This is a genomic window from Dactylosporangium sp. CS-033363 (assembly GCF_050942475.1).
GTDB lineage: Bacteria > Actinomycetota > Actinomycetes > Mycobacteriales > Micromonosporaceae > Dactylosporangium.
In genome coordinates this window covers 11,050,275-11,067,693 of sequence record NZ_CP192032.1, presented here as the reverse complement: position 1 = coordinate 11,067,693, position 17,419 = coordinate 11,050,275, and the positions used below count along the sequence as shown (strand labels likewise).

Here is a 17,419-nt window from a genome sequence, read left to right as displayed (position 1 = left end):
TCGCGCACCCCCATCGTGTTTCGCGGCCCCCACCGCGAGTGGACGGTGCCCGGAATCTTTCCGCCGTCCCGGGCCACCATTGTCCACAGGTTTTCCACAACCTGTGTATCAACGAGTCATGTCCCGTGGACGGATCGTCCTGATTCCCCCTCGTCCCGTGCTGACTGTGCGGTGATCAGCGCGTACGCAGAGGTCATGCAGGCCGGGCGGGTGTCTGACCCCCTTGCAGAACACCCGTTGTGATCAGGAAAGTCCAGTTGTGCACCGTCGCCGGCGGTCGCGGTGTCCACCGGCAACCGGGCACGTTAACAGCGTTGTCCACAACCACTCAACCGTTGTCCACAACGAACCTGTGGAAATCGGCTCTCACCAGGGCTTTTGTTGTTCACACCCGGCCCTCGTGTGTGATCGTTGACGGTGCGTGAGGCGGCGCGTACCCTGTTTCGGTTGGAGCACCGTTCCCTGGTAAACTCCAATCAACGATCGACATCCCCGTGGGCGCTGCTTCGCGTCCCGCCAGTCACGAAGACGGAGCCCCGACGTGAGCAAGCGCACCTTCCAGCCGAACAACCGCCGGCGCGCGAAGACCCACGGCTTCCGGCTGCGCATGCGCACCCGCGCCGGCCGTGCGATCCTCTCCGCGCGCCGCGCCAAGGGGCGCGACCGCCTCTCGGCCTGAGCCGTCGACTTCGACCGCGTCCTCCGGGAGGCAGCGTGCTGGCGGCCGATCAGCGACTGCGGCGGCGGGATGACTTCGCCGCCACCATTCGCAACGGCCGTCGCGCCGGCCGGGGGGCCGTGGTCGTGCACTTCCTGAACCCCGGGCCCCCGCGGCCCGGGGTTTCCAGTGTTTCCGATGTTTCGGATCCTTCTGACTTGTCTGATTCCCTCGGTGCCGCCCGCGCCGGCTTTGTGGTTTCCAAGGCCGTGGGGAACGCCGTGGTGCGCAACACCGTGAAGCGGCGGCTGCGGCACCTGGTCCGTTCGCGCCTGGCCGACCTGCCGGCCGGCTCCGTGATCGTGGTGCGGGCGCTGCCCGAGGCGGCCGCCCGGCCGTACGACGAACTGCAGCACGACCTTGACTCGGCGCTGGAAGCCGCGCGCCGACCGAAGAACCGAGGTGTCCGTCGATGAACGCCGGAGCCCGGATCGTGGCAGCTCCCATCGTCGCGTACCGTCGTTGGATAAGCCCGGCGTTGCCGGCGCGTTGTCGGTTCTACCCGTCGTGCAGCGCTTATGCCCTGGAGGCGGTCGGCACGCACGGCGTGGTCAAGGGACTCGGTCTCGCGATCTGGCGGCTGCTGCGCTGCCACCCATTCCACCCCGGTGGGTACGACCCGGTGCCTCCGCGCCGGGGACACTCGCCCGAGCCCGAGTCGACGTGACTGGAGCGGTGTCGTGATTAGCAAGCTCATGGCCGGGATCTACTGGCTGATCTCGAAGGTGATGCTGTTCTGGCACACCGTGTGGGATTCGATCCTGCCCGCCAACCGGGTGCTGAGCACCAACTGGCAGTGGGTGCTGGCGATCGTCTTCCTGGTGATCACCGTACGGATCGTGCTCTTCCCGATCTTCGTCAAGCAGATCAAGTCGCAGCGCGCGATGCAGGCGATTCAGCCGAAGATGAAGGAGCTGCAGGAGAAGCACAAGGGCGACCGGGAGACCCTCCAGAAGGAGGTGATGGAGCTCTACCGGCAGGAGAAGGTCAACCCGCTCATGGGCTGCCTGCCGATGTTCCTGCAGATCCCGGTGTTCATCGGCCTCCTGCACGTGCTGCGCCACCTCCGCCCGGGCCAGTCCGAGCACCAGCAGACGCTGTACGGCTGGACGGTCGGCGAGTTCGAGAGCGCCGTCGACGCCCGCCTGTTCGACGCCCCGATCGTCGCCAAGTTCAGCAGCAGCGCGGCCGACCTCCTGAAGATCGACGCCAGCTCGACCGCCGTGAAGATCGTGGCCGCCATCCTGGTCGCCCTGATGATCACGACGACCTACCTGACGCAGCGCCAGATGATCAAGAAGACGGGCTGGAACACCGACCCGCAGCAGCGCATGATCCAGAAGTTCATGCTCTACGGCATCCCGTTCTTCACGCTGACGTCCGGCTGGTACTTCCCGATCGGCGTCATCATCTACTGGGTCACGAACAACGCCATCACGCTGGGCCAGCAGTACTGGGTGCTGCACAAGTACCCGCCGCCGGCGAGCGCGTCGACCAGCACGACGCCGTTCAAGGGCGGCGCCGCCAAGGCCACCGAGGCCAAGCAGCCCAGCGGGTTCGCCGCGCTGTTCAGCAAGGCGCGCGACGAGGCCGCGGCCCAGCGGGCCAACGGCAAGGGCGCGCCCGCGAAGGCGACCGGCGCCAAGGCCAACGGCACGGCTCCCCAGGCGGCGGCCGGCCCGTCCCGCGCCCCGAAGCCCGGCGCCAAGCCGATCAACCCGAAGAAGGGTGGCGCCGCGAAGCGGCAGTCGGGTTGATGCGACCCCGCCGGGCCCACCCCTCCAGCGGCCCGGCGCGTGGCGCTCCCTGAACCGAACCCACCCCTCACCGACGACCTGTGACGGCGCCTCGGCGCCCCAAACAAGCGGAGATGAGTTTCGTGACCGACACCACCAGTGATCTCGGCGCCGAGGATCTGGAGAAGCAGCCTGCTGCTGTGCAGGAAGACGCTGACACCGATGCCGAGTTCGACGCCGAGTCCGACTCCGACGAGGAGTCCTCGGACTCGGACTCGGAGACCGCCGCGGCCGGCGGCGGCTCGAGCCGATCGAGCGCCGACCTGTTCCGCGAGAGTGAGATCGCGGCCGACTACATGGAGGGCCTGCTCGACATCCTCGACTACGACGGCGACATCGACGAGCTGGTCGTGAGCGGCCGCCCGGTCGTGGAGGTCGTCGAGGGCGGGGACGGCTCGGGCAAGCGGCTGCAGGCGCTCGTGGGCCAGCGCGGTGCGACGCTCGAGGCGCTGCAGGAGCTCAGCCGGCTGGCCGTGTTCCGGCAGACGGGGTCGCCGAGCCGGCTGCTGCTCGACGTGGGCGGCTACCGGGCGCTGCGGCGCAAGGAGCTCGGCGCGATCGCCAAGAACGCGGCGGAGAAGGTGAAGGAGTACGGCGAGGCTGTGCGCCTGGAGCCGATGAGCGCGTTCGAGCGCAAGTGCGTGCACGACGTGATCAACGCGCTGCCGGGCGTGGAGAGCGAGTCGGAGGGTGTGGAGCCCTCGCGCCGGATCGTGGTTCGGCCTACTGCCTGACGCTTTGGTTTCTGGAACCGCCTCGGCCTCTCGGTCGAGGCGGTTCCTTTTTGTGTACCGCTGGTTCGCGCACTTTGGCGGATCGGCCCTCGGCCTGGGGCGGCGTCTCGGCTCGGGCATACTTGTTGGCGAGCGACTGGCGGCATGGAGGATGGGCAACCATCGGGAAGCCTCGTCGTGGGAGTCGACCGCCTGGGCTTCCACGCGCGACGAGGAGCCGTATGTCCAACACTCCCCTGGTTGCCAAGGCCCGTCTCCTGCCCGGCGCTCCGGTGGCCGAGTCGATCCTCGCGGACGTGGCGCAGCGGGCCGCCGCCCTCACCGCCCGGGGCATCACGCCGTCGCTGGCGACGATCCTCGTAGGCGACGACGACGCCAGCGCCGGCTACATCCGTATCAAGCAGCGCCAGGCCGCCGAGCTCGGGTTCGCCTCGCCCCACCGGCACCTCCCGGCCGACGCGACCCAGGACGATCTGCACGCGGCGATCGACGGCTTCAACGCCGACCCGGACGTGCACGCGCTGCTGATCCAGTACCCCACGCCGAAGCACCTCGACTACGACGCCGCCCTTATGCGGGTCGACCCGGACAAGGACGTCGACGGCATGCACCCGCTGAACCTGGGCCGCCTGGCCGCCGGGATTCCGGGGCCGCTGCCGTGCACGCCGGCGGGGATCGAGGCACTGCTGGCCCACTACGAGATTCCGGTCAGCGGGCGCGAGGTCGTCATCCTGGGCCGCGGGGCGACGCTCGGCCGGCCGCTGGCGATGCTGCTGGCCCAGAAGCGGCCGACGGCGAATGCGGCGGTGACCGTGGTGCACACGGGGGTCGAGGATTGGCCGCGGTACACCCAGCGGGCCGACATCCTCATCGCCGCCGCCGGGGTACCGGGGATCATTCAGCCGGAGCATGTGAAGCCTGGTGCGGTCGTGGTCGGTGGGGGCGTCCGCTACGAGGGCCGCCGGCTCCTCCCCGACGTGGACGAGTCGTGCGAGTCGGTGGCGGGCGCGATCACCCCGCGCGTGGGTGGCGTGGGGCCGACGACCGTGGCCATGCTCTTCCGCAACGCGATCTCCGCGGCGGAGCGCCGTTTCACGTGAAACTCGTTCGTTGGCGGGCCGGGGTCGCGTGGTCGTTGCGCCGCGGTCCCGCCGGCGGATTCCACGTCTGGGGGATCGTCGCGCGGCGGCGGTCCACCGACGGGTGCCACCCTCCGGGCGCCAACGCACAGCGGCGGTCCCCCGACCGGTGCCACCTCCGGGCGCTGTCGCACGGGCGGCGTCGGGTGCCAAGCCGGCGCCATCGCACGGCGGCGGTCCCCCGACCGGTGCCACCTCCGGGGCGCCGTCGCACGGCGGCGTCGGGTGCCACGTCCGGCGCCATCGCGCGGCGGCGGTCCCTCCCTGCGTTTCACGTGAAACGCGCATGGTTTGCTTGAGGGCATGGACGGTGCAGTGCCCAGCGAGATTCTCCCCGCCGCCGAGAAGGTCTTCGGCGATCGGCTCCCCACGGCGATCCGGTTCGCCGAGTTGCTCGTCACCGACGGGGTCGTGCGGGGGCTCATCGGCCCGCGGGAGGCGCCGCGGATCTGGGAACGGCACCTGCTGAACTGCGCCGTGGTCGCGGACCTCATTCCGTCGGGTGCCTCGGTGGTCGACGTCGGGTCTGGGGCCGGTCTGCCCGGTATGGTGCTGGCAGTGGCTCGTCCCGACCTTGCCGTCACCCTGGTCGAGCCGCTCGCACGACGTACCGCTTTCCTCTCCGAGGCGGTGACGGCGCTCGGCCTCGAGCGGACCACCGTGGTTCGCGCGCGGGCCGAGGAGTGCGTCGGGAAGCTCCCGCTCGCCGATGTCGTCACCGCCCGGGCCGTTGCTCCGCTCGACAAGCTCGCCGGCTGGTGTCTCCCCCTCACCGCCGTCGGCGGCCATCTGCTCGCGATGAAGGGCGCCTCCGCGGCGGCCGAGGTCGCCGAGCACGCGGAGGTACTCACGCGGCTGGGTGCGGGCACCGCGTCGGTGCGCACGTGCGGGGACGCCGTTCTCGCCGAGCCCACCACTGTGGTCGACGTCGTGCGCGAGCGGGAAGTCGCGCGCCCACGCAAGGCCGGGGGGCGCCGCGGCCGGTGACCCGGGGGCGGTACCGCGACCCCTGGGCGAGGGGAACGCGGAGGACTCATGGGGGACGGCAGAGCGGTCGGCATCGGATGGCCGATGTCGCCGATACAGCGCCTGGGCGGGCTGCTCCGGCGAGTTGACGGATTTCTGGTGTATTGGCGGCCGAGTTGGGGTGAGAAGACCAACGACGCGCCGGTGAGTCATGGCTCCACCCGGCGAAGCGCCGTAGGCTGGCCCCGCGCCACTCTTCTGTCCGACGGAACGGAACCCGAGGAAACCGGAACGGTCCCCGACGCAGCCGGCCTGGACGGAACGGAGCCGGACGACGAGCGCCCTGCGGGGTCGTCGCCCGGAGCCGGTACCGCCGAGACGACTCCCGACGCGACCAACTCTGGCCCGCGGAATTCTGCGAACGGCCACCCCTCCACCGACGCGCGCGACGAGCAGCAGACCGTCGCCCACGCCGCGGAGCCGAAGCCGGCGGACGAGGCGGCCGAGGGTGCACACCTTTCCGAGCGGGACGGGACTGACATGGTGCGCGATAGCGGTGAGGGTCCGGGCTACGGCGATGCAGACGGTCATGTTTCACGTGAAACGGGGATAGAGGGTTGGGGTGTACGGCCCAGTGGCCGGCCGGTCCCGCAGCCCCGAACAGAGAACGGCGAGCCGCGAACTGGGGACCCGGCACGACCCGTAGAACCCGTGCGGTTCGAGGCACCGTCCTCGCCGCCACCGCCCTCCCCCGCTGCGCCGACGCCCGATTCGCCTGAGCCGACACGCGGACGCGGGGTGGAGTTTCACGTCACCGGGCCGAGCGAACGCAGCGCAACCGGTACTCTGTACGGCCGGGGAGTGACGCCGACAGTCGACGCTTCTCCGGCCGAGGTGCGGCCCGAACGACGGAACCCACCTTCCCCCCGGCCACACCCGACCGTCGTCACCGCGGATTCCGAGGGCGCCATGACTGACGCGTATGTTTCACGTGAAACCGAAGACCCCCCGCTCGCACAGGAGGCAAAGCGCGCCGTGGAGATTCTCAACCCGAGTGGGGAGATCACCATGCCCCGCCCACCACGGCGTCGCACGATGTGCGTCGCGAACCAGAAGGGCGGCGTCGGGAAGACGACCACCGCGGTGAATATCGCCGTCGCCCTGGCGCTGCACGGCAATCGGGTGTTGGTGATCGACCTCGACCCCCAGGGCAACGCCTCGACCGGACTCAACGTCCCGCACCACTCCGGCGTGCCGGACGTGTACGACTGCCTCATCGACGGCGCCCCGCTCGACGCGGTGACCCAACAGGTCGAGGGCATTCCGAACCTGTGGGCGGTCCCGGCGACCATCGACCTCGCCGGCGCTGAGATCGAGCTCGTCTCGGTCGTCGCCCGCGAGTCGCGCCTCAAGCGCGCGATCGAGGCCGGCGGCAGCGACTACGACTACATCTTCATCGACTGCCCGCCGTCGCTCGGCCTCCTCACGGTCAACGCACTCGTCGCGGCCGAGGAGGTCCTGATCCCGATCCAGTGCGAGTACTACGCGCTGGAGGGTGTGCAGGCCCTCACGAACAACATCGAGCTCGTGCGGTCGCACCTGAACCCGCACCTCGACATCTCGACGGTGCTCCTCACGATGTACGACCGGCGCACCCGCCTGGCCGACCTCGTCGAGCAGGACGTGCGGAACCACTTCGGCGAGAAGTGCCTGAACGCGGTCATCCCCCGCAACGTGCGGGTGTCGGAGGCGCCGAGCTACAGCCAGTCGGTCATGACGTACGACCCCGGTTCCCGGGGCGCGGTGAGCTATTTCGAGGCAGCGCAGGAGATCGCACTGCGCGGCGCGCAGGGTGCGCAGGTGGGAGGAGTCGCATGAAGTCCAACCGACGTGGAGGTCTCGGGCGAGGGCTCGGCGCCCTCATCCCAACCGCCGCCGCGCCGGCCGAGGGTGCGACCGGCACGGCGACCGCGCTGGCCACTCCCCCCGTTGCGGCGAACGGCGCGTCGGCGGAGGGCGCGGCGACGGTACCGACGCCGGCTCCTCTTGCGGACGATGCACTAGCTCCGGTGCCGGGCGCGCGCTTCGCCGAAATCCCGGTGGGCGCGATCATCCCGAACCCGAAGCAGCCGCGGCAGGTCTTCGACGAGGAGGCGATCGAGGAGCTGAAGACCTCGATCTCGGAGGTCGGCTTCCTCCAGCCCATCGTCGTGCGCGAACTGCGCGAGCCGTCGGAGAGCGGCGAGAAGCAGTACGAGCTCGTCATGGGCGAGCGCCGCTGGCGGGCCGCCCAGGCGCTGGGCAAGGAGGCCATCCCCGCCATCGTCCGCGAAACGCGCGACGACGCGATGCTGCGGGACGCCCTCCTGGAGAACATCCACCGGGCGAACCTGAACCCGCTGGAGGAGGCGGCCGCGTACCAGCAGCTGCTCGAGGAGTTCGGCGCGACCCACGAGGAGCTCGCGAGGCGCATCGGCCGCTCGCGCCCGCAGATCTCGAACACCATCCGGCTGCTGAACCTCCCGGCTCCGGTCCAGCGCCGGGTGGCGGCGGGCGTCTTGTCCGCGGGCCACGCCCGGGCGCTCCTCGGCTTGGACGACTCGGACGAGCAGGAGACCTTGGCGACGCGCATCGTCGCGGAGGGCCTGTCGGTGCGCGCGACGGAGGAGCTCGTTCAGCTGGCGGCTTCGGAGGCCCCGAAGAAGTCGGCTCCGGCCCAGCGTCGCGCCAAGCCCCACGCACCGGCCCTGTCCGACCTTGCCGACCGCCTCTCGGACCGCTTCGACACCCGGGTGAAGGTCGACATCGGCCGCCGCAAGGGGCGCATCACCATCGAGTTCGCCACGGTCGATGACCTGGAGCGCATCGTGGGCATCATCGGGGTGCCGGAGGAACAATCGGCTTCCCAGCGCGAGCAGTAGGCTCCAACCGCTCCACCACAGAGGCCGATCCCACTCCGGGGTCGGCCTCTTGCGTTCGATGTTTCCCGTGAAACATCGCGCCGCCCCACGTTCACCGCCCCGGGTCCGCCGCCCGCCATCGTCACCAGTCGCGCCGCCCGCGTTCGCCCTGGGTCCGTTCGCCCCTGGGTCCGTTCGCCCCTGGGCCCGCTCGCCCCTGGGCCCGCTCGCTCTGGGTCCGCCGCTCTGAGTTCGCCGCTCTGAGTTCGGCGCTCTGGTCCGCCATGTCGGCACGGTCACCGTCGTGCCCGCCAGCCGCCGTCGCCCGCGTCCGCCGCATCTGTCCGCCGCCCGCCATCGTTGCCCGGTCGACTCTGTGCTCGGCGAGCTGCGGTCGCCCCGCACCGTTACGGCCGGGAGGTGCGCCGTGCCGTCGCCGCTGTCTCTGCCTCGGCGTCGGGGCCAGTCGTCTGTTGTTCGTTGTCGACGGGCTTGGGTGGCCGGCCACGAGCCGGGCGCGGCCGGCGGGCGTGGTCGACGTCGACGGGCGCGTGGTTGGCGGGCGTGGTTGGCGGGCGTGGTTGGCGGGCGTGGTTGGCGGGCGTGGTTGACGGGCGTGGTCGAGGGGCGCGGTCGGCGGGCGCGGTCTACGGACGGCGGCGGTCGACGCGTGGTCGGCGGGCATGGTCGACGGACGACGGCGGTCGGCGGACGGCGGACGGCGGACGGCGATGGTCGACGGCGGTCGGCGGCGGTCGGCGGGGCGGATATCGACGGGCGGCGGGTGGTCATGGGCGTTCGACCGGCGGTGGTGGTGCCCGGCTAGGGCGCGGTGGCCGCGGAAGCTGATTTTGGGCGTTTGGAACGCGCTGAGCGGAAAATCTGAGCCAGAAGGAATCTTGAGAGAACGGCTCTGAGCGAATCTTGTCCACAGGGGTTATCCACAGGCTCACGCGTTTCACGTGAAACCAAGCGGGCGGACTGCCGTTGGCCTGTGGATGAAGGCGGATTGGCGGGGTGGGTGTCGGAAGGCTGTCCTGTGGATAACTTGGTGTCCGTCCACAGGGTGCGGACACCGGGGCCGCCGTCGGCTAGGGTCGGCTTCGTGCCTGAGTCGCCGCAGCTTCCCGCCTTTACCTATTGGCCTACGTTTCCGTTTGAGGGCGACATCCGTGTCAAGCGCCTCCTTGAGCCGGTGCCCGTGGAGCCGCCTCGGCATGGGGACAACCCTGCTGAGTGCCGGGCTTGCGGGGCGCCGGATGAGGCGTACATCTGGGTCAGTGATCGCTGGCGGGTGCGGGCCCTCGACCGGCCTACCGGGCTGCCGGCGGTCCTGATCCTCGAATCGCGGTCGCATCTGGACCTTGGGGATCTGCCGAACATGCTGGCGGCTGAGCTCGGGGTCATGACCGTTCGGTTGGAGCGGGCCATTCGCTCGCTGGACGGGGTGGCTCGGGTTCACGTGAATCGGTGGGGGGACGGGGCGGCGCATCTGCACGTGTGGTTCCTGGCCCGGCCGTACGGGCGGCTGCAGCTCCAGGGGACCTTCCTCGCGCTTTGGGACGACATCCTGCCGCCGATTCCCGAGGACCAGTGGCGGGAGAACCTGGCGATGGTCGCGGCCTGGCTCGCCGAATTCGGTGGGCGCCCGCTGGCCGAGCCGCCGCGGATCAACTGGACCTCGCCGACCAGCCTTGCCGAGCGGGAGGCGGAGGCTCAGGCGGACGATGCGCTCGAGCCCGCTGCCGCGGCTGAGGAGAATGACGACGTTGTAGTTCCCGAGCCTGCCGAGGGGAACGGCGACGCGCCCGATGAAGTTGCGCCCGAGGGGCAGAAGCCGGCCGCCACCTGAGGTGACCCCACTGGGCCGCCGTCACGACGACGACAGTGGCCGCAACCCGGGTAGCCGGTACCGGTTCGAACACCGGACCACAGGCATAAGCCCGAAGCCTGAAGCCTGAAGCCTGAAGGCCCGAAACTCGAAGGCCCGAAACTCGAAAGCCCGGAAGCCCCGGAAGCCCCGGAAGCCCCGGAAGCCCCGGAAGCCCCGGAAGCGCCGGAAGCGCCGGAAGCCCCGGAAGCGCCGGAAGCCCCGGAAGCCCGGAAGCGCGAAGGCCCGAAAGCGCGAAGGCCGAAAGACGGAAGGGCGGCGCCGTTTCACGGGAAACCGTCGAAACGCCGCCGCTCTATCCACGCCGCGTCGCGGCAGTCCAGGTCGGCGTGGCTGAGGTTCGGAGCACGTTGGGTGGATCTGCCGGCACGCAGCGTCGAAAGCCAAGCCGTGAGCAGCGCCGATGAGCCAAGCGGCACCGCGCCAATGGGCTAGGACGCCGACCGGGTTCGTCTTTTCTGTCACCCGGATAGCGGACGCAGGGATGAGGTGCGGTCGTCCTGTAGGGAGCAGGATGAGGAACTGTGCTCGGATGGGTCCCGCAGAGTGTGACAAATGCGTACCATCATGACGAGCTAATCCCGGGTGCGGTGGAGATGGGCCAATGTCGCGACGTCTCGTCAGTCTGACGCTGGACACCCTCGAGGATCTTCCTCGTTCGTGCCGTGACTGCGTGTTCTGGGAACTCGATCCCGTCGCCGCCGACCGGGCGTGCGCCAACGGCGACCCGGGGCTGGAGAAGGAAGCCTGGGTCTCGCAGACGCTGCTCGAGTGGGGCTCCTGCGGCAAGCTGGTCTACGTCGACGGCATGCCGGCCGGGTTCGTGATGTTCGCGCCGCCGGCGTATGTGCCGCGCAGCATGGCGTTCCCGACGTCGCCGGTCTCGCCCGATGCGGTACTGCTGATGACGGCCCACGTCGTCCAGCCGTTCGCCGACGGCGGGCTCGGCCGCATGCTGGTCCAGGGCGTCGCCCGCGACCTCACCAAGCGGGGCGTCAAGGCGATCGAGGCGTTCGGCGACGCGAAGTTCGGCGAGGTCGACGAGGCCGGGCGCAACGAGCGCGGGTGCCTGGCGCCGGCGGACTTCTTCCTGTCGATCGGCTTCAAGACGGTACGACCGCATCCGAGATATCCGCGTCTGCGGCTCGAGCTGCGGACCGCCCTGTCGTGGAAGTCGGACGTCGAGTACGCCCTCGAGAAGCTTCTCGGATCGATGAGTCCGGAATCTCTGCTTCGCCCGGTTCTTCCGGTTCGTCCGGCCACGAGGGAAATGACCCCAGGCTGACAGCGCGAAGCGCCAAAAAGCTCAGGCCGACGGCGCGGTACCGGTAAGCGCCCGCAGCAGACTCACGTCGATCGACCCCGTAGGCACGTCCGCCTCGACGGGGAGATACATCCGCTGCACCGCCGCCATGATGGCCTCCACCACCCGGTCGCGGAATGCGGGATCGATGAGCTGCCGGCGATCCCCGGGCGACGTCAGGTACCCCACGTCCACCCGCACCGCCGGCATCTTGGTGAGCCGCAACAGCTCCCAGGTCTTCGCGTGCACGTGGCAGTCCCGCAGCCCGGTCCGCACCACGATCTCGCGCTGCACAAGCCCGGCCAGCCGCTCCCCCACCACCGAGGTAGGCCCGGAGACCGACCCGTAGTGATAGGTGGCCACGCCGTCGGCGAGCGGCGTCGCGTGCCCGTCGAGGTGGATCGAGATGAGCAGGTCCGCCCCGAGCTCGTTCGCCAGCTGAACCCGGTCACGGTCACTCAGCGCCCCCGCCGGCTGCGGACCCCTGGTCAAGTTCACCCGCATCCCCGCAGCCGCCAGACGGCCCTCCAGGCGGGCCGCAAGGTCATACACGAGGTCCGCCTCCACCCACCGCAACGGCCCATCGGGGACGACGTGGCCGGTGTCGGGGCCGCCGTGGCCGGGGTCGATCACGATGCGCTTGCCGAGCAGGGTCGGGCCGGACTCGCGGAAGGCCTCGGCCTCGCGCAGGAGCTGGGGGCGGCCGCCGATCACCTTGCGGCCGAGGCGGCGCAGGGCGCCGAGGGTGGCCGGTCCGCACTCGCCGTCGGGGCGCAGGCCGACCTCGCGCTGGAACTGGGCTACGGCGTGCGCGGTGCGGCCGCCGTAGATGCCGTCGGCGCGGCCGGGGTTGTACCCCATCTCGAGCAGCCGCTCCTGCAACTGGCGGACGTCGTCGCCGACGTAGGGGTCACCGACGGTGTGGAACAGCGCGCGCTGGCCGAGCCGCCAGCGGGCCGCGTCCAGGGCCCGCCAGGTCTCGTCGCCGACCTCGCCGTCGACGGTCAGGCCGCGGCTCTGCTGGAAGGCGCGTACGGCCCGCTCGACGTCCGCGTCGTACTCGGGGTCGTGCCGCGCCGGATCCGACGGCAGGAGGTCGTCCAGCAACTCCAGCACGACCAGAATGCCGCGGATCTCGGCAACCGCCGCTCCCCGCGCCCCGCGCCGGATCGCCCGCATATGCCCTCCTGAGTTGCCAGTACCCCGCGTCGGAATCGTACGTGCCCACCTGAGCGCGCCGTTATGGGGCGATTTACCCATGCGGTGCCGCGTCCGCGAGGCAGCGTACTCCCACCACCCCATGAGCGCGCCCCGTAACGCCCGCGACGCGAAATGCCCCGGTCACCGCGAAGACGGAGACCGGGGCACCAAGAGAGGATCAGGCCGGGTCGAGCGCCGACTCGATGAGCCGGACCAGCGCGCTCTTCGGGTTCGCGCCGACGACCGAGCGGAACTGCTCGCCGTCCTTGAAGACGGTCAGGGTCGGCACCGACAGGACCTGGTAGGCCCGCGCGGTCTCGGGGTTGCTGTCGATGTCGACCTTCACGATCTTGACCTTGTCGGCGAGCTCACCGGCGGCGATCTCGTTCAGCATGGTCTCGATCTTGCGGCACGGCTGGCACCACTCGGCCCAGAAGTCCACCAGAACCGGAATGTCCGATTTGAGGACCTCGACATCAAAGGTCTTGTCGCTGACGGCCTGGATGGCTCCCATGCGCTCTCCTTCTCCTAAAGCTTTTCTTGTACCTCTAGAGGCCCGCGATGTACCGCTCGGCGTCGAGCGCCGCGGCGCAGCCCGTCCCCGAAGCGGTGATGGCCTGACGGTAGGTGTGGTCGACGACGTCGCCGGCGGCGAACACGCCCTCGATGTTGGTGCGGGTGCTGGGGGCGTCCACCTTCACGTACCCCTCGTCGTCCAGCTCGACCTGCCCGCGGAAGAGCTCGCTGCGCGGGTCATGGCCGATCGCGACGAAGACGCCGGCCACCGGCAGGTCCTGCGCGGTGCCGTCGGCCGTGTTCTGGACACGCACGGCGCTCACGCGGCCGCCGCCGTCCAGGACCTCGGTCACCACGCTGTTCCACAGGACGTCGATCTTCTCGTTGGCCAGGGCCCGCTCCGCCATGATCTTGCTGGCGCGGAACGAGTCGCGGCGGTGGATGATCGTGACCTTGGTGGCGAAGCGGGTGAGGAAGGTGGCCTCCTCCATCGCCGAGTCACCGCCGCCCACGACGACGATGTTCTCGTTGCGGAAGAAGAAGCCGTCACAGGTGGCACAGGACGACACGCCGCGGCCGAGCAGCTCCTGCTCGCCGGGCACGCCCAGGGGCCGCCAGGCGGAGCCGGTGGCCAGGATCACGGCCTTGCCCTGGTACTCCGTCTCGCCCACCCAGACGCTCTTCACCGGGCCCTCGAGGGCCACGCGGGTCGCGTCGTCGGTGATGAACTCGGCCCCGAACCGCTCGGCCTGCTTGCGCATGTTGTCCATGAGCTCGGGCCCGTTGATGCCGTCCGGGAAGCCCGGGAAGTTCTCGACCTCAGTGGTCGTGACGAGCGCGCCGCCGGACGTGACACCTTCGATCACCAGCGGCTTGAGGTTGGCGCGGGCGGCATAGACGGCAGCCGTGTAACCGGCGGGACCGGACCCCACGATGATCAGGTTGCGGACCTCGTCCACGGTCGACTCCTCGATTTAAGCCTGTGCCAGCAAAACGTCATCCTACGAACCGGCCATTCCCGGTGGACGGTGACTCGTGTGCCACATCACCGCTACGGGGTGGTGGTGCGGTACCGCTCGTCGGCAATCGCCCCACCAATGCCGCAATCCGGCCCGACGACGACCACGAGGCGCTTGCCCACCGCGGTCCGCGAGCCGTCGACGACGACAACGAGCGCCGCCTGTCCCTGGAACGCGGCGTAGTCGACCAGCGCCACCTGACCACCGTATTCGGTCGTGATGGCGGCCAGGCACGCAGCCCGCGCGGCCGGCTGGGCGAGCCGCGCCAGGGGACCCGGCACGTTCGACGGGGCCTGCGGCACGGAGTTCGCCTTCGCGGAGCCGCCGCCCTCGCCGTTGAGGTCGTTGCGCGTCTGTGCCTTGGGCACGTTGGCGGTGAGCTCGCCGACCGTCGCCGGGTCGTAGTCGCGGCCGCTGGACGTGATCGCGGTGGTGCCCGCGGACCCGCCGCCGGCCGCGTCGCCCGCGGCGGTGGCCGTGTTGCGCTCGGGCTGCCCGCCCTGGCCGCCCGCGATGCCCGGAGCCGACGCCGGACGGTCGTAGCTGTCGTCGCTGCCGCCCATCCGCAGCACCTGCACGCCCACGCCCCCACAGACGAGGACGGCGGCGGCCGCGGCCAGCCCGGCGGTCCAGCGCAGGCGGCGCCGCTTGCGAGCCTCACGGGCCCGGTTCAGGTCCACGACCGGCGCGTCCGCGGGAGGCGCGGTGACAGCGGCGGCCAGGGCCGCATTCAGGCGATTTACGACCTCATCTGGTACCGGATGAGCTTCTGCACCTAGCGCATGCAACTCGTCCCGCATGGCGGCGTCGGCGGTCACGAGCATCGCATAGGCCTCGGCCCAGCTCTCCTCGGTGGTCACCAGGTGGCGCACGTCGTCCGCCTCCGGGGTGCCGTCCAGTGCCCCGCCGACGAAATCGGCGAGTCGGTCGAGATCGGCGTCGGAGAAGGCCGTCACGCGCCACCCTCCTTTCCGGATGCGGAAGTCTGCCCGGCGGCCCGGGTGTTCGCGGCAGCGTCTGCCCGGGCCGCCTCAGTTGATGGGACGCGGCCGCCGTCGACGGGGTTCCGCAGGTGGCCGAGGAGCAGCGCCAGCCGGGCCCGGCCGCGCGCGCACCTGCTTTTGATGGTGCCCTCCGCGACGCCGAGCATGACGGCGGCCTCGGCCACGGCGTACCCCTGCACGTCCACCAGCACGAGCGCGGCCCGCTGCTCGACGGGTAGTTGCTGCAGCGCCTGGCGCACGTCCATGGCCGTGTCGCGGTCGCTCGCCGGGGCCGGTGTGACGTCGGTCTCGGGCAGCGGGACGGTGGGGCGGGCCTGGCGCCGGCGCACCCGGTCGAGGCAGGCGTTCACCACGATCCGGTGCAGCCAGGTGGTGACGGCCGAGTCGCCGCGGAAGTTGCCGGCCGCCCGGAACGCCGACAGCAGCGCGTCCTGCAGGGCGTCGGCGGCCTCCTCGCGGTCGCCCAGGGTGCGCAGCGCCACCGCCCAGAGCCGGTCCCGGTGCCGGCGTACGAGCTCGCTGAATGCATTGGGGTCGCCCGCGGCATGGGCGCGCAGAAGCCACGCGTCGTCGCGCGTGTCTCGCGCGCCCGGCTCCCCTGCGTCCACGGGTCGCACCTTATCGACCGCGAACGGTTCGTGGGGTCACTGCACCCGGACGGTTATCTCTCCGATAGCCACGCGGTACCCGCTGTTGCCGTCCTTGGGCAGTTTGGTGATCCACACCAGCAGGTAGCGCGTCTTCTGCTCCGGCCCGTTGAAGATGGTCCGGCTGCCCATGTTCGGCTTGGGGGTGCCGGGCACCGCCGCGTAGGCCTGCACCGTGGCCTGGTCCTGCGCCGAACCGCTGCCGAGGTCCTGGGCGCCGGCGCGCAGTTCGCCGTCGGCGCCGGGGGTCTGCAGCTGGACCTCGACGTTGACGACCTGCTTCTCCTCGCCGAGGTCGAGCCAGACGCCCATGCCGGACTTCTTGCCGCCGAAGTCGGCCTTGTTGTACCGCTCGGTCTTCCACACCGTGTTCGGGTCGCCGTCGACGGTCTTGTCGGCGTCCTTGACCTCGGAGCGCGTGCCCTGCGGGTCGATGATGCGGACCTTCGAACCGTCGATCTTGATCTCGACCGGCTGCCCGGCCGGCTTGGCCTGCTGCGAGGCGCTCGCACCGGGAGGGGCGTTCCCCGGCGACGGCGTCTCCGGCGTGGCCGGGTCGCCCAGCACCCGCGCCGCGGCCAGCGTGCCGGCCAGGGCGAGCACGAGCAGACCCACGACACCCACGGCGAGCTTGCGGCCGGCGGGCCTCGGCGGGGCGGTCGACTGGGCGGCGGAGTCGAACGCGGCGAAGTCGACGCGCCCGCCCTCCTCGGCCAGGTCCTCCTCGTCGAGGCTGCCGAACGAGGCCAGCTCGCCCGCGAGCGACTCGGCCGAGGGCAGCGGCATGTCGGGGTTGAGCAGGTCGGCCACGAGCGAGTCGAGCGCGGCGGGCACACCGGCCCGCACCTGGCGCGGCGTCTGCAGCTCGCCGGCGTTGTCGCGGACCCCGTCGGGCACGGAGTAGGTGCCTGCCTCGGCGTGCGGCCAGTAGCCGGTCAGCGCGCAGTACAAGATGGCACCGATGGAGCGGATGTCCGTCTCGGGCGTCGCACTGTCGTCGGCCCGCGCGTCCGTGAGGACCACCCGGCCGTCGTGCGCCACGAGCACCGTCCCAGGGTGCACGTTGCCGTGCGCCATCCCGGTCCCGTGCAGCGCCGCGACGGCGTCGGTGACGGCCCAGGCGATCGCGACCGAGCGCCCGGCGTCGAGCGGGCCCTGCGCCACGATGTCGCGCAGCGCGATCCCGTCGACCCACTCGCGCACCACGTAGGCGCGCTCGCCCTCGTCGATCGCGTCGTACACGCCGACCAGGTGGGGATGCACGATCCGGCTCGCGGCGACGGCCGCGGCCAGCATCTCCTTGGCACTGTCCCCGCCGGGATAGCGCGTGATCACCGCAACCGGGCGCCGCAGGATGACGTCGATCCCGCGGTACAGCTGGCGACCTAGCGAGTCGTTGCCGATGTGCTCTTCGAGCTGGTATCGCTCGGCAAGGATTTCACCGACGGATGGGGTGCCGAAGGTCAGGACCTGGGGAACGCCCCCAGCCTCAAGCCCTTCGTCGAGCTCAGCCACCCGTCCTCCCTTCCGATCCGTGTGCCGACCTGTGGCGTCTGTCGTAACGCGAGTCGCAGTCACTAAGCCTA

General features: G+C 70.6%; 16 protein-coding genes, 1 pseudogene and 1 riboswitch. Of the genes and pseudogenes, 11 read left to right on the top strand and 6 right to left on the bottom strand.

The genetic code is table 11. From position 1 onward, the window contains the following. Positions 1-541: 541 nt before the first annotated feature. The 11 genes and pseudogenes from rpmH to ACQPZ4_RS51085 all read left to right on the top strand — a co-directional run bounded on the left by rpmH (position 542) and on the right by ACQPZ4_RS51085 (position 11,429). On the top strand, positions 542-679 hold the full coding sequence (gene rpmH, locus ACQPZ4_RS51135; RefSeq protein ID WP_033360019.1) for a 50S ribosomal protein L34: 138 nt from the start codon (positions 542-544) through the stop codon (positions 677-679). 35 nt (positions 680-714) lie between these two features. Beyond that, the gene (gene rnpA, locus ACQPZ4_RS51130; protein WP_433054183.1) at positions 715-1,134 is read left to right on the top strand and encodes a ribonuclease P protein component; all 420 of its coding nucleotides are present in this window, start codon (positions 715-717) and stop codon (positions 1,132-1,134) included. Next, positions 1,131-1,402: pseudogene (yidD, locus tag ACQPZ4_RS51125) on the top strand (membrane protein insertion efficiency factor YidD). The gene rnpA and the pseudogene yidD overlap by 4 nt, the downstream one beginning before the upstream one ends. 11 nt (positions 1,403-1,413) lie before the next feature. Further along, positions 1,414-2,475 carry a membrane protein insertase YidC gene (gene yidC, locus ACQPZ4_RS51120; RefSeq protein WP_433067118.1) on the top strand — a complete coding sequence of 354 codons (1,062 nt, stop codon included), beginning with the start codon at positions 1,414-1,416 and terminating at the stop codon, positions 2,473-2,475. A gap of 122 nt (positions 2,476-2,597) precedes the next feature. Continuing rightward, positions 2,598-3,248 (top strand): protein jag, encoded by a 651-nt coding sequence (locus tag ACQPZ4_RS51115; RefSeq protein WP_433067116.1) that lies wholly within the window; start codon positions 2,598-2,600, stop codon positions 3,246-3,248. Positions 3,249-3,371: 123 nt separating this feature from the next. After that, a riboswitch (ZMP/ZTP riboswitch) is annotated at positions 3,372-3,453 on the top strand. 16 nt (positions 3,454-3,469) lie between these two features. Then, a complete protein-coding gene (locus ACQPZ4_RS51110) occupies positions 3,470-4,348 on the top strand; it encodes a bifunctional 5,10-methylenetetrahydrofolate dehydrogenase/5,10-methenyltetrahydrofolate cyclohydrolase (RefSeq protein ID WP_433054180.1) in 879 nt (292 codons plus the stop codon). 342 nt (positions 4,349-4,690) lie between these two features. Next, entirely contained in the window at positions 4,691-5,374 is a 684-nt protein-coding gene (gene rsmG, locus ACQPZ4_RS51105; RefSeq protein ID WP_433054177.1) for a 16S rRNA (guanine(527)-N(7))-methyltransferase RsmG, read from the top strand. Between the two features lie 690 nt (positions 5,375-6,064). After that, positions 6,065-7,231, top strand: a complete 1,167-nt coding sequence (locus ACQPZ4_RS51100) for a ParA family protein (RefSeq protein ID WP_433054174.1) — start codon at positions 6,065-6,067, stop codon at positions 7,229-7,231. Beyond that, complete coding sequence (locus tag ACQPZ4_RS51095; RefSeq protein ID WP_433054171.1) at positions 7,228-8,274, top strand: ParB/RepB/Spo0J family partition protein; 1,047 nt, start codon at positions 7,228-7,230, stop codon at positions 8,272-8,274. The genes ACQPZ4_RS51100 and ACQPZ4_RS51095 overlap by 4 nt, the downstream gene beginning before the upstream one ends. A gap of 1,084 nt (positions 8,275-9,358) precedes the next feature. Next, positions 9,359-10,105, top strand: coding sequence for a hypothetical protein (locus ACQPZ4_RS51090; protein ID WP_433054168.1), 747 nt, complete (start codon positions 9,359-9,361; stop codon positions 10,103-10,105). Positions 10,106-10,748: 643 nt separating this feature from the next. Continuing rightward, entirely contained in the window at positions 10,749-11,429 is a 681-nt protein-coding gene (locus tag ACQPZ4_RS51085) for a GNAT family N-acetyltransferase (protein ID WP_433054165.1), read from the top strand. Positions 11,430-11,450: 21 nt separating this feature from the next. On the opposite strand, the gene ACQPZ4_RS51080 is transcribed toward ACQPZ4_RS51085, so the two are convergent. From ACQPZ4_RS51080 to ACQPZ4_RS51055, 6 genes are all read right to left on the bottom strand, one after another. Next, positions 11,451-12,626 carry an N-acetylmuramoyl-L-alanine amidase gene (locus ACQPZ4_RS51080; RefSeq protein ID WP_433054162.1) on the bottom strand — a complete coding sequence of 392 codons (1,176 nt, stop codon included), beginning with the start codon at positions 12,624-12,626 and terminating at the stop codon, positions 11,451-11,453. Positions 12,627-12,825: 199 nt separating this feature from the next. Beyond that, positions 12,826-13,161: a thioredoxin gene (gene trxA, locus ACQPZ4_RS51075; protein ID WP_433054159.1), complete on the bottom strand. Its 336-nt coding sequence runs from the start codon at positions 13,159-13,161 to the stop codon at positions 12,826-12,828. A 34-nt stretch (positions 13,162-13,195) separates the two neighbouring features. Then, positions 13,196-14,122, bottom strand: a complete 927-nt coding sequence (gene trxB, locus ACQPZ4_RS51070) for a thioredoxin-disulfide reductase (RefSeq protein WP_433054156.1) — start codon at positions 14,120-14,122, stop codon at positions 13,196-13,198. Between the two features lie 92 nt (positions 14,123-14,214). Next, a complete protein-coding gene (locus ACQPZ4_RS51065) occupies positions 14,215-15,138 on the bottom strand; it encodes a hypothetical protein (RefSeq protein WP_433054153.1) in 924 nt (307 codons plus the stop codon). Further along, entirely contained in the window at positions 15,135-15,803 is a 669-nt protein-coding gene (gene sigM / locus ACQPZ4_RS51060) for an RNA polymerase sigma factor SigM (protein WP_433054150.1), read from the bottom strand. The genes ACQPZ4_RS51065 and sigM overlap by 4 nt, the downstream gene beginning before the upstream one ends. A gap of 27 nt (positions 15,804-15,830) precedes the next feature. Beyond that, positions 15,831-17,348, bottom strand: coding sequence for a protein kinase family protein (locus ACQPZ4_RS51055; protein ID WP_433054147.1), 1,518 nt, complete (start codon positions 17,346-17,348; stop codon positions 15,831-15,833). Between the last annotated feature and the right edge of the window lie 71 nt (positions 17,349-17,419).

Coding starts and splice junctions, on each gene's coding strand:
- ACQPZ4_RS51080 (WP_433054162.1), bottom strand. CDS start 12,626: ATGCGGGCGATCCGGCGCGGGGCGCGGGGAGCGGCGGTTGCCGAGATC.
- trxA (WP_433054159.1), bottom strand. CDS start 13,161: ATGGGAGCCATCCAGGCCGTCAGCGACAAGACCTTTGATGTCGAGGTC.
- ACQPZ4_RS51095 (WP_433054171.1), top strand. CDS start 7,228: ATGAAGTCCAACCGACGTGGAGGTCTCGGGCGAGGGCTCGGCGCCCTC.
- yidC (WP_433067118.1), top strand. CDS start 1,414: ATGGCCGGGATCTACTGGCTGATCTCGAAGGTGATGCTGTTCTGGCAC.
- ACQPZ4_RS51110 (WP_433054180.1), top strand. CDS start 3,470: ATGTCCAACACTCCCCTGGTTGCCAAGGCCCGTCTCCTGCCCGGCGCT.
- rsmG (WP_433054177.1), top strand. CDS start 4,691: ATGGACGGTGCAGTGCCCAGCGAGATTCTCCCCGCCGCCGAGAAGGTC.
- ACQPZ4_RS51085 (WP_433054165.1), top strand. CDS start 10,749: ATGTCGCGACGTCTCGTCAGTCTGACGCTGGACACCCTCGAGGATCTT.